The organism is Marinobacter fonticola, from assembly GCF_008122265.1.
Classification (GTDB): domain Bacteria; phylum Pseudomonadota; class Gammaproteobacteria; order Pseudomonadales; family Oleiphilaceae; genus Marinobacter_A; species Marinobacter_A fonticola.
This window is the reverse complement of sequence record NZ_CP043042.1, coordinates 2,847,125-2,858,966: the sequence shown is the minus strand read 5'-3', so window position 1 is coordinate 2,858,966 and position 11,842 is coordinate 2,847,125. Positions and strand designations below refer to the sequence as shown.

At 56.2% G+C, this 11,842-nt stretch carries 13 protein-coding genes; 12 read left to right on the top strand and 1 reads right to left on the bottom strand.

Annotated features, from left to right (window positions below; genetic code table 11):
- The first annotated feature begins 53 nt into the window (after positions 1-53).
- From FXO11_RS12695 to FXO11_RS12650, 9 genes are all read left to right on the top strand, one after another.
- Positions 54-416: a hypothetical protein gene (locus FXO11_RS12695; RefSeq protein ID WP_202980225.1), complete on the top strand. Its 363-nt coding sequence runs from the start codon at positions 54-56 to the stop codon at positions 414-416.
- Positions 417-688: 272 nt separating this feature from the next.
- Positions 689-1,090, top strand: coding sequence for a MerR family transcriptional regulator (locus FXO11_RS12690; protein ID WP_148863316.1), 402 nt, complete (start codon positions 689-691; stop codon positions 1,088-1,090).
- A gap of 67 nt (positions 1,091-1,157) precedes the next feature.
- Entirely contained in the window at positions 1,158-3,644 is a 2,487-nt protein-coding gene (locus FXO11_RS12685) for a heavy metal translocating P-type ATPase (RefSeq protein WP_148863315.1), read from the top strand.
- Between the two features lie 191 nt (positions 3,645-3,835).
- On the top strand, positions 3,836-4,585 hold the full coding sequence (locus FXO11_RS12675) for a TVP38/TMEM64 family protein (RefSeq protein ID WP_148863313.1): 750 nt from the start codon (positions 3,836-3,838) through the stop codon (positions 4,583-4,585).
- A 523-nt stretch (positions 4,586-5,108) separates the two neighbouring features.
- A complete protein-coding gene (gene dsbG, locus FXO11_RS12670) occupies positions 5,109-5,927 on the top strand; it encodes a thiol:disulfide interchange protein DsbG (protein ID WP_148863312.1) in 819 nt (272 codons plus the stop codon).
- Positions 5,927-7,117, top strand: coding sequence for a protein-disulfide reductase DsbD family protein (locus FXO11_RS12665; protein ID WP_148863311.1), 1,191 nt, complete (start codon positions 5,927-5,929; stop codon positions 7,115-7,117). Before dsbG ends, FXO11_RS12665 begins: the two co-directional genes overlap by 1 nt.
- A 16-nt stretch (positions 7,118-7,133) precedes the next feature.
- A complete protein-coding gene (locus tag FXO11_RS12660; protein ID WP_148863310.1) occupies positions 7,134-7,724 on the top strand; it encodes a protein-disulfide reductase DsbD domain-containing protein in 591 nt (196 codons plus the stop codon).
- Positions 7,725-7,766: 42 nt separating this feature from the next.
- Complete coding sequence (locus FXO11_RS12655; RefSeq protein WP_148863309.1) at positions 7,767-8,468, top strand: SCO family protein; 702 nt, start codon at positions 7,767-7,769, stop codon at positions 8,466-8,468.
- Positions 8,469-8,515: 47 nt separating this feature from the next.
- Positions 8,516-9,088 (top strand): TlpA family protein disulfide reductase, encoded by a 573-nt coding sequence (locus FXO11_RS12650; protein ID WP_148863308.1) that lies wholly within the window; start codon positions 8,516-8,518, stop codon positions 9,086-9,088.
- 48 nt (positions 9,089-9,136) lie between these two features.
- Here FXO11_RS12650 and cadR read toward each other — a convergent pair whose 3' ends face one another.
- Positions 9,137-9,544, bottom strand: a complete 408-nt coding sequence (cadR, locus tag FXO11_RS12645; protein ID WP_148863307.1) for a Cd(II)/Pb(II)-responsive transcriptional regulator — start codon at positions 9,542-9,544, stop codon at positions 9,137-9,139.
- A 97-nt stretch (positions 9,545-9,641) separates the two neighbouring features.
- On the opposite strand from cadR, the gene FXO11_RS12640 reads away from it, so the two are divergent.
- From FXO11_RS12640 to FXO11_RS12630, 3 genes are all read left to right on the top strand, one after another.
- A complete protein-coding gene (locus FXO11_RS12640) occupies positions 9,642-10,538 on the top strand; it encodes a cation transporter (RefSeq protein WP_148863306.1) in 897 nt (298 codons plus the stop codon).
- A 2-nt stretch (positions 10,539-10,540) separates the two neighbouring features.
- Positions 10,541-11,053, top strand: a complete 513-nt coding sequence (gene lspA, locus FXO11_RS12635; protein ID WP_148863305.1) for a signal peptidase II — start codon at positions 10,541-10,543, stop codon at positions 11,051-11,053.
- A 99-nt stretch (positions 11,054-11,152) separates the two neighbouring features.
- Positions 11,153-11,791, top strand: a complete 639-nt coding sequence (locus tag FXO11_RS12630; RefSeq protein WP_148863304.1) for a peroxiredoxin — start codon at positions 11,153-11,155, stop codon at positions 11,789-11,791.
- The last annotated feature ends 51 nt before the right edge of the window (positions 11,792-11,842 follow it).

Sequence of the window (11,842 nt, the reverse complement as noted above, 5' to 3'; positions counted from 1 at the left end):
ACACGGTAGATGTGAGCAATAAACAACGATCATGGCAAGAGTGAGGAACCATAATGAGCTGTTGCGACAAGAAAAGCTGCGACGACAAGGGCAAGGTGAATTCGGAGGCTGGCCCGGGAGGACTGATGGGCTTGTTGACCGGACCTCGGCGCTGGTGGTTGTTCGGTGCCATTGGGGTCACCGCCGGACTTACATTCGGCTGGGAACAGCTGGTGTTGTTCGGAATCGCTCCGATACTGATCGGTCTGCTGCCATGTCTGGTGATGTGTGGTCTTGGCTTGTGCATGATGAAATGTAAGGACAAGTCGGGCTCTGCGAAAGCTTCAGTTGCGCCGCTTGAGAGTACCGATGGCACTGATCCGGTTGCGCCCCAGCGGCCGATCTCCAATGTTGCTGACTCGACCAGATCTGCGTAAAGAAACCCAGATCTGCGTCAAGAAACATCGGAGCCATGATTGAAGCGGGGAGTCATGGGCTCGGGCTACTTACTGAGAAAGCTCTTCATCCCCGCCTTTCTCTTATTTCCCACCGTGACAAACCTTTACATAGACGCAGGTATTTCGAGCAAACGTCATACCCCCGCTGATCCTTCCCTCTGCCCGATAGGCACAAAAGAGGCTTGACCTTAAAGTCTACTTCAAGGTTATGGTTGAAGCTGTCAGTCATCAACGACGTATGAGGCGCGTTAATGAAAACGTTCAATATCGGTGAACTCTCTGTGAAAAGCGGCGTGGCCAGTCATGCAATCCGCTTTTATGAGCGGGAAAATCTCATGCCAGAGCCCGCGCGGACTCAGTCGAATTATCGGCGCTATCCCGAGGATGCGGTTGCCAGGCTGCAGTTCATTATCCATGCCAAGCAATGGGGCTTCACGCTTGATGAGATTCGCGAACTCCTGATGCTCCAGGATGCCAATGGTGACCGTGCGGATGCCAAGCGAATTGCAAGGGAACAGCTAAAAAAAATCCGGCACCAAATCCAGAGCCTTTCCCGTATCGAGGCGGTTTTGTCAAAAACCTTGGAGGAATGTTCGGGAGAGGGGCCGATGGATGGCTGCCCAATTGTCGAAGCCATCGCTCAGGAAGGGTAATAACATCATTACTGAACGAATGGATCGGAAAGGCGCTCAATCAGTCGCACAGAGGAGCAGGATCAGGATGCAGACAATAGAGATTGGTGTTGAAGGAATGTCCTGTGCATCGTGCGTCGGACGCATCGAGAGGGCTCTCTCGGCTCAGCCTGGCGTTTCAACCGCTCAGGTGAACCTGGCGACGGGGAAAGCTACGGTGGAATTCGACCAGCCTGCAACCACTGGAACTCTGATTGAGACGATCCGGGATGCCGGTTATCGGCCACAGGTGCAATCGGAGGAAGTCCCCGTTATCGGCATGTCCTGCGGCTCCTGCGTGTCGAAGGTTGAGCGTGCGTTGAACAAGCTGCCCGGTATGATCAGAGCCAGTGTCAATTTGACCACGCAGAAAGCCGTTGTGGAGTTCCTCTCCGACACGGTATCTCTGGCTCGAATCCACCAGGCAATCCGGGACACCGGTTATGAACCCCAGGCGTCGGAGTCTGACACCCAGGCCGAAGATCAGAACAAGGAGGGGATAGATCTTCGCCGGAAAGTGATCTTTGCCGCGATCCTCACTATCCCGGTGGTACTGATTGCCATGGGCAAGATGATTCCCGCGCTGGAAGCTCTTTATATCAGCGTCTTGCCTCATCGGGGCTGGATGACACTTGAATGGCTCCTGACCACGCCGGTGCTGTTTTACGCCGGGGCGCGATTTTTCCGGTCCGGCTACGCCGAGCTGCGCCATGCCAACCCTGGCATGAACAGCCTGGTAATGATCGGTTCCGGTGCCGCCTATTTCTACTCCGTGGCCGCATTACTGGTTCCCGGATTTTTCCCCGCCGGTACGGCCGAGAGTTATTTCGAGGCGGCTGCCGTCATCGTGACCCTCATTCTGCTGGGACGCTACTTCGAGCACATCGCTAAAGGCCGGACGTCGGAAGCGATTAAGAAGCTCTTGCAGCTACAGGCCAAAACCGCCCGTGTCATTCGGGACAACGAGGCTGTCGAGATACCGATTGAAGCAGTGGTGCCTGGCGACCGTATCCAAGTGCGCCCGGGCGAGCGTGTTCCTGTTGATGGCATGGTTGAAGAGGGACAGTCCTACGTTGATGAGTCCATGATCAGTGGCGAGCCGGTGCCGGTTGCCAAGCAAAAAGATACCGAACTGGTAGGCGGAACCATCAACAAGAATGGATCACTGACATTTCGGGCCACCCGTGTTGGCGCCGACACTGTCCTGGCACAGATCATCAAAATGGTGGAGTCGGCCCAGGCCGAAAAACCACCGATTCAGGAGCTTGCCGACAAGATTGCAGGGGTTTTTGTACCCATTGTGATGGTTATCGCCGTCTTGACCTTTATTACCTGGTTTACCTTCGGCCCCGCGCCGGCGCTTTCCTTTGCTTTCGTAACAACGGTCAGCGTGCTGTTGATTGCCTGTCCCTGTGCCATGGGCCTGGCCACGCCGACGGCCATTATGGTCGGCACAGGCAAGGGCGCCGAAATGGGCGTGCTATTCCGCAAAGGTGCGGCACTGGAAACCCTGGCTCGAATGGACACGGTTGTACTCGATAAGACCGGCACACTGACACGGGGCCGGCCTGAGCTGACGGACTTTATCCTGGTGGAAGGCCGCGAGGATGAGGTGCTTGCCTGGATGGCTGCGGTTGAGACCGAGAGCGAACATCCTATTGGCGAAGCCATTGTGAAGGGGGCCCGGGATCGAGGGCTTACTCTACCGGCAATCAGTGAGTTCCAGGCCGAGCCTGGCTACGGGATCCAGGCCCAGGTGGCCGGGCACCGGATCAACGTGGGCGCGGACCGCTATATGCGCCGCCTCGGCGTAGAGTTGGATAGCGTCGCAGATCATTCGGTTTCACTCGCTGAAAAAGCGAAAACGCCCCTATACGTCGCCATTGACGGCCGCCTCGCAGCTTTGGTTGCGGTGGCCGATCCGCTTAAGGAGGGGGCGGTGGAAGCGATCGCTGCGCTCAAGGGGGCAGGACTCCGCGTGGCCATGCTGACCGGTGACAATCGTGCTACTGCTGAGGCCATTGCGCAGCAGGCCGGCATCGAAAGGGTTTTTGCAGAAGTGCTGCCAGAGCAGAAAGCGGCAGAGATCAAGCGCCTGCAGGGCGAGGGCGCTCAGGTGGCTTTCGTGGGTGACGGCATCAATGATGCTCCGGCACTGGCTCAGGCCGATGTGGGTATCGCCATCGGCACAGGCACCGATATTGCCATCGAGGCCGGCGACTTGGTTCTGATGCGTGGCGATCTTCGGGGTATTGTCGATGCTGCTGCGCTTTCGCGGCGCACCCGCAAAACGATCCTTGGCAATTTTGTCTGGGCGTACGGGTACAACCTGGCGCTTATTCCTGTTGCCGCAGGCGTTCTGTTTCCGTTTACCGGTTACTTGCTCAACCCCATGTTGGCGGCCGGCGCCATGAGCCTTTCCAGTGTCTTCGTATTGACCAACTCCCTTCGATTGGGCCGGTTCAAACCTGGTGGCGAAAACACTACGGCAAGCACCTTGAGTGACGGGAATGTTGTACAGGCAAGCGCCTCATGAGAGGCCCCGTACACAGAATCAGGAGATTGAGATGATGGCAAGTGACGCATGCATGCTTGGAATGGCGGGAATGGGGGTGGTGTCCCTGTTGCTGATTGTCCTCCTCGTACTAGGCGTCGCCGCCCTTACCAAGTATCTGTTTTCACGAAACAAAGGTGATCGGGACGCTAGGAAGAACGCCAAAGGAGATTATGAATACCACTCTGGAACGTAAAAACCATCGGCAAGCTTCGGCAAGTACGGGAATAAGACCGAACGCAAAAGCCAAGGTGGTCTGCGTTCTGCTACTGCTTGTCGCGTTTGCGGCCATCTACTGGATATTGCTGGAAACCGGAGCGCTGGCTACCGTGACCAACAAGGTGGCATTACGGGAATGGGTCGATCAACTGGGGTATGGGGGCCCAGTGGGCATCATTGCTCTGATGATCGCTGCCATTGTCCTGAGCCCGATTCCCAGCGCCCCGATTGCCATGGTCGCCGGCGCGGTTTACGGCTCCTTCTGGGGGACGGTATTCGTGGTTGTCGGAGCTGAGGCCGGTGCCCTGATCGCCTTCGCCATTGCCCGGTTCTTCGGTTACGATGTTATATATCGCTGGGAGCGGGTACGGCCGGTATTGGAATGGCTAGGCAAAGACCGCTCCCAAGGTGGATTGATGCTCGTTATTTTCGCGTCAAGGCTAGTGCCTTTTGTCTCCTTCGATGCAGTCAGCTATGGGGCAGGTTTGACACCGCTCACGTTCTGGCGTTTCGTGATCGCAACGTTGGCAGGCGTTATCCCGACAGCCTACCTGATTACCGCGTTCGGCGGACTGCTCATGGCCTCCGAATCCGGGGTGGTTACGGTGATTCTGATTCTTGTCAGCGGCATCACTCTGTTGCCGATTATCGCGAAGCTGCTTTTGGCTCATCGCCGGGGGCGCAAGAGCGTGCTCCAGCAATAACAAAGAGCGGAGGAACTTATGTGCGGAGGTCAAGTCTCAGTTTCTCAACGGACTAGAGTGGGGATGCGATGACAAAGCGGCTGATGGGACTGGCAGCGGTGCTGCTTGTAGCTTTTCTCCCCGTTTTACAGGGAGTTGCTGCGACCTCTATAGGGGTGGTGCCCACAGCTGAAACTTGTGTCCCGTTGTCCGATGCCCGGCAGATGCCTGACTGCTTCAACCTCAAGGCCCAAGGTAACTGTAGTAGTACGTGTATTTCTTCCTATGTTGGGGAACCTGCCACGCCAGATTTTCCATTGTTATGTTCTCCCCTCGATTCCAGGGACCATTCTTCACGCTTCGGCCGTGTACTTTCAGGGCCCGACCCCTTTCCTCCCAAACTTTCAGTTTTGTCCTGACTCTCCGATTCCCGGGGTTTCGCTTCGCTTGCCTATCGCTCGAATCTACTGGCGAGCGATCACGTAGCTGGCTGACCCCTCATCCTTCTGCCTGAAGAACATCTTAATATGGGAGCGTAACTGTAATGACATTTTCTCTGGAGCCTTGGGCGCGGAATACGATCGTGTGCTGCCGCCGGTTTTCATTTGCACTTTTTTTGAGTTTATTCGCAGCTCTGACGTTTGCGTCACCAAAGATGGATCCGGGAATCAGCGCACTTCAGGAAGAAGTCGGTTTTACGGTGATTGAACGCTTCTCCACACCAGCTGAGGGCGTGAACGGTTATGTTGTAAGGATTGAGGGCGGAAAAACCGGAATAGTCTATGGCCTGGGTGACTACACTTTTTCCGGCTCGCTGCTGGAAAGCAACGGCAACGATCTGACCCGCCAATATACGGAACGCTATATTCCGAAGCCAACGTACGCGTCGATTGCCGAGCAACTCTCCCAGGATACCCATTTGGTGAGCGAGGGTGGAGAGGATGTTCCCGAGGTCTATGTGTTCGCTGATCCCAATTGCATTTTCTGTCACAAATTCTGGAAGCAGACCCGAAGCTGGGTGTCGGAAGGGAAAGTCAGGTTGCACTGGGTCATGGTTGGTTTTCTCAAGCCGTCCAGCCTGGGCTTCTCCGCTGCAATCATGAATGCAGATGATCGGGCCAAAGCGCTTCAAGCGTTCGAGGAGAACTTTGGAAACAGCGGTAACGGGAGCGGGATTTCCGAGCTCACGCCCATACCTGCAAACCTTAAGGCGGCGCTCGACCAGCACAGCCAGTGGATGGCTGAATTGGGTTTCAGCGGAACGCCAGGGCTGCTGTTCAAGGACGCGAGCGGCCAATGGCGAGGCCAGACCGGCGTGCCCGAGCAAGAAGCGCTGGGAAGGGCGCTGGGAATTACTAAGTAATGGATCAGCTTCCCTCTTTACTCCTCGCCGGTCAGATTTTGATGGCGGTGGTTGCGGGTTTGCTGCTCAACCTGACGCCCTGTGTTCTGCCCGCGATTCCCATCAAGGTCCGGACCATCCTGCGTGAGGCCGGCAGCCAGCGATCACACCGGGTGTTGGCTGCGCTGGCGTTCACCGCAGGAACACTCACTTTTTTCCTGACGCTGGGTGGCCTGACCGCGCTGTTGCAGTGGAACTGGGGCACGCTGTTCCAGTCGACGGTATTCGTCGCCGTGCTCGTTGCGTTGATGGTCGGGTTTGCAGTCGTTACCTGGTTGGACCTGCCCATCCCGGTTCCCGCGTTTGCCGCCTCGGCCCATGGCCGCCGTTACTTTGAGGCATTCGTATCGGGCCTGCTGAGTGCGGTTTTAGCTGCACCCTGTGCCGGGCCTTTCCTGGGTGGCGTCCTGGCCTTTGCGGTTACCCAACCGGCCCCCGTGATCATGGGAATATTCGGTAGTATCGGACTGGGGCTGTCCTTGCCCTACGCGGTGCTGATGCTCAAGCCCGAATGGTTGCAACGATTGCCCAAGGCGGGCCCCTGGACGCTGGCCATTCGCGAAGTGCTCGCGCTGGTATTGCTGGCCGCAGCTGTCTTTTTCAGTGCGAGCCTGGTCCCCAAAGCAGTCTACCCCTGGCTATGGTGGCTCTGGCTGGCACTGGTCATGGGTTGGGGCATCCGCCGCTTCATCCAGGGTAATGGGGCCGTCCGTGTGATCGCCGCAACGGCGGCAGGTCTTGCCCTTGCGGTGACAGTGGTATTCGCATCCCCGCTGGACAACAGCGAAGGCGACCTTGTCTGGCAACCCTACACACCGGAACTCTTGGCGGAAACAAAAGCCCGGGGCGCTCCCTACTTGCTGGAGTTCACCGCCGACTGGTGCATTAACTGCAAAGTACTGGAACGCACGGTATACCAGGAGCCCGCTGTGGCGGAAGCCGTGCGGCGGGCCAACATGGTGCCGATCCAGGTGGATGTCACAGCAAGTGACCCTGAAAAGGACGCATTGTTGACCGCGACGGGTGGGCAGGCCTTGCCCTTTGCAGCGATTTTTGACGGTGACGGCACCGTTATCGCCCGTTTCACGGGCCTCTTTGACACCGACAGCCTGGTCGAGGCGATCAACCGCACCGAAAACTCACAACCCTAGATACCGGAGATGAATCATGATGACCCGACCCAAAGTACTGCTGGCTGGCGTAGCGGTTTTTCTGATCGCGATCGCGGCGTTCATGTTGATCGATACCAATACCGGAAATACCCCCAGCACTGCCCAGAATGAACGAGCCGGTTCTGAAGCCCCGGTATCGACTGCCCGAACGGGGTTGGCAAATTCCTCTGATAAGGTACGCCTCAACATTATTGGAGGCGACGACGCACTGGCAGGGGATACCGGTGAAATCGTTCTGAAACTGGACATTGAGCCGGGCTGGCACGTGAATGCCAACCCGGCCTCCATGGAGTTCCTGATTCCCACCGTCGCCAGTTCCTCGGTCAACGGCCAGTCGCTTGAAATTCCGACCCAGTACCCGCGCGGCCGGGTCAGTGACATCACGCTGGGTGACTCCGCCCTTGAGGTGTACGACGACGATGCGAGCATCCGGCTACTTCCCGACGAAGAACAGACCGCCATGTTGAAAGAGGCAGGCAAGCTCGACATGACAGTGCGGGTACAGGCCTGCAGTGACGAGGGCGTTTGCCTGGCACCGGCCGACCTGCCCGTTGCGCTGAATCTGAGCGATACCAACCCACAATAACCCGGCACCTCCTTCGGAAAACAACGCTAATGGAGAATGACTGTGAACAACTTATTCAGAACATTACTGATTGCCGTGGTTACCTTGGGAAGCACCCATGCCATGGCTCACTCCATGGCGGATGTCGAGGCGTCGCTAAACGAGAAAGAGCGGTATGCCCAGTTTGTTGACCGGCCAGCGCCTCCGTTTGACTTGACCGACAGCGACGGCAACAGACTCTCTCTGGCGGATTTAAAAGGCAAAACCGTTGTACTCAATTTTCTCTACACGCGCTGTACCGAAGCCTGCCCTTTGCATATGAATTTGATCCGGCAGTTGCAAACTGGGGTCGAGGGCGAAGGGCTGAGTGATGAGGTGACCTTCATCACTATTGCCACTGACCGTGAAGACATTGTCGGGACCCGGCAAAACATGCGCGCTTACGGCGCAAATTTCGAGCTTAACCCCGTCAATTGGCACTTTCTGTACCGGGCCGAGGGTGAGCCGCCCGGGTTGACGTCGGAACTCGCCAAAGCGTACGGCGTTCAGTTCACGGATACGGGTGACGGCGTCCAGGTACACGGTGTGGTCACCCATGTAATCGATCCGACGGGGCGGATGCGTGCCCGTTTTCACGGCCTCAAATTCCAGCCTGAACATCTGGTGACCTATCTCAAGGCGATCGCCATAGGTCCTGATGCCGCTGATGATGGGTTCTGGGGCCGATTGCATGGGCGGATTGAAGACCTTTTTCAGAGTGAGTAGCCCTCGTGGCCCAAGGAAGCTGACAACTGTAAACAGGAGAGACCTTTATGTGGCAGCAAGGTAGGCCTTTAGTCCGGGTACTGACAGCCGTGCTCGCTTTGGCATTTTCGTTTAACCCGGCCTTTACGACTGCGGAAGACGTTCCAGCGTCGGTTGGCCCCCAGGATTTCCTGATCTGGGAAACTCCGCGGAATCTGCCCGAACTGGCGTTCGAAGACGCAAAAGGTGAGCCCTTAACGCTGGCAGATTTCCACGGCAAGGTGGTGTTGCTCAACATTTGGGCGACGTGGTGCGCGCCGTGCCGCGAGGAAATGCCGACGCTGGACTCGCTCCAGGCTCAGCTGGGCGGTGAACAATTTGAAGTGGTTGCTCTGTCGATCGATCATGCCGGGCGTGGTGCTGTTGAAAAATTCTACCGGGAAATCGGCATCAGTCACCTCCGCATGTATATCGATCCCTCCACGCTGGCTACTTCAACTCTTGGTATAGAAGGGGTCCCTACGACTCTGCTGATTGACCATGAAGGCCGTGAAATTGGCCGACTGGTCGGCGCCACAGAATGGGACAGCCCGGCCATTGTTAATTTTATTAACCGTACCATTGCCAAGGTGCCGGATTGAACGCAGCCGCATCCTTTGGAAAACCGGGTATCCGGTTGATGCTCAGACCTACAACTGACGCATACTGGCGTCGCTGATCCCTGCAAGAATCCCACAAGCCTCAATTTCCCGACCATCGTTGCAACTCGATCTCAGTGAAACGAGTTGTTTCTCAAGTGCTTGCAGAGCCGTTATCTGCGACCGCACATGAGAGATGTGATCATCGAGCAAGACATTGACGGCAGTACAGGGCTGATCAGGGTCGTCCTGATAGCGCTGTAGTTCGTGAATTTCAGCCAGTGACAGGTCCAGGATTCTGCAGCGAAGGACGAAGGCCAGCCGCTCACGATGCTTCTCGGTATAGATACGGTAACCGTTTTCCTGCCGATCAGGCGGCGGCAACAAGCCTTGCTGTTCATAGAAGCGGATCGTCTGGGTATCGACCCCTGCTAACCGTGCCAATTGACCAATGCGCATCAGGCTCCTCCTCAAGGGCTCTCCTTCGCCCTATTGACCTTATGGTTACTATAAGGTTTTAAATGATAGCCGAACAATATTCGATTGGAGTCGTATCATGAGCAAAAATTGTGGGGTCCACTGTGGCGGCGATTCAACGCCCGCAGCGGATGTCGATATGGAGGCCTCCTCCGAAGCGTCGGGGAAATGGGTCAGCATTTATGCTGTGCCGAAGATGGACTGCCCATCGGAAGAACGAATGATTCGCTTGGCCTTGAACGGCTTTGAAGACATTCGGGCGCTGTCCTTCGACTTGTCGAACCGCCGTTTGCAGGTCGTGCATGATGGCCAGGCTGACCCTATCACTGCGAAGCTCGCGACCTTGGGACTAGGTGCGTCCCTCCAGGAAACCGTCGCCGCCGATCCGAAGACAATCAAGGCCGCCGAGTTATCGACAACCTCTGCTGCGCAAGAGTCCGGCACCCTGCGTTGGTTGCTCGGCATCAATGCACTCCTGTTCGTGGTGGAGATGACGGCCGGCCTGATCGCCCAGTCCACCGGCCTGATTGCAGAGTCCCTGGACAATTTTGCCGATGCGGCCGTGTACGGGCTCGCCCTCTATGCGGTTGGGCATAGCGTAAAAATGCAGGTGCGCGCCGCGCATCTTGCGGGTGTACTCCAACTGATTTTGGCTATCGGCGTGCTCGCAGAGGTGGTCAGGCGCTTTGTATTCGGTAGTGAGCCTGAATCGTTTGTGATGATGGCTATCGCTTTCGTTGCCTTGATTGCCAATACCAGTTGTCTGCTGCTGATATCCAAACATCGAGAGGGAGGGGCGCACATGAAGGCAAGCTGGATATTCTCGGCCAACGATGTGGTGATCAACCTGGGGGTCATTACCGCAGGCGCCCTGGTGGCATGGACTGGGTCCAATTATCCGGACCTTATTATAGGCAGCATCGCGGGGATCATCGTACTCAACGGTGCCAGACGCATCCTGGCGCTCAAGGGGTAAAAATGTCCATTTCTGGCAAAAAGCTCTTGCCGTACACCCTGCTGGCTATTTCCGGCCTGATTACAGCGTCTGACCAGGTTGTAAAATGGCTGGTCCAGCAGTCAATGGCGTATGGTGAGTCGATTCCGGTGACCCCGTTCTTTAACTGGGTTCATGTCTGGAACACCGGCGCCGCATTCAGCCTGTTTGCCGATGGTGGGGGTTGGCAGCGATACTTTCTTATCACAATCGCGGTAGTTGTCTCGATTGTACTGATCAGGCTGATTCGTCAGTGCCGCCACAGGGGAGAAGCCATCGCGTACAGCCTCATTCTTGGCGGTGCCATGGGCAACCTGATTGACCGGATATTTCGTGGCTATGTTGTGGATTCCTTTGATGTCTATTGGCAATCCTGGCACTGGCCGGCCTTTAACATTGCCGATATCGCCATTGTGCTGGGCACCGTGCTTTTTCTCTATGTCAGTTTCATACCCGAAAAATCGGGCACGAAAGCCGAGCCCGATGGATCTGGCTGAAAAACCACTGACAAACGCCTTGACCTTAAAGTTGACTTTAAAGATATCGTCTGTGTTGACGAACCGAGAACGACAGCCAAAGCAAAGGAGAATGAAACGATGACATTGCAACTTGGAGAAACCGCTCCCGATTTCACCGTTGAATCCACCGAGGGGAATATTAAGTTTCATGAATGGCTTGGCGGCGATTGGGCCGTATTGTTTTCACACCCCGCCGACTACACGCCAGTCTGTACCACAGAACTCGGCGCCTTTGCCAAGCGCAAGGATGAATTTGCCAACCGCGGCGTGAAGCTGATCGGGGTGTCCGTCGACCCGCTCGATTCCCATAACGACTGGGCAAAGGACATCGAGAAAACCCAGGGTACAGGGCTTAATTTTCCTCTCCTGGCAGACAAGGATCAGGTTGTCGCAAATCTTTACGGAATGATCCATCCGAAAGCCGACCCCAAGGTGACCGTTCGTACGGTGTTCATTGTCGATTCCGCGAAAAAAATACGTCTGATGCTGACGTATCCGCCCAGCACCGGGCGCAACCTGGACGAGATCCTGCGGGTCATTGATTCACTTCAGCTGACCGACAACCACAAAGTGGCCACGCCGGTGGACTGGAAAAATGGCGAGGATGTGATCATCGTTCCGTCGCTCTCCAACGACGAGGCCAAAGAACGTTTCCCTGATGGATGGGATGAGCAGACACCGTATCTGCGCGTTACCCGCCAACCTGGTCGGAAGTAATAGAGAATTCGTCAGCCGGCCTTGCGGCTGGCTGACGAAGCAATACCTGAG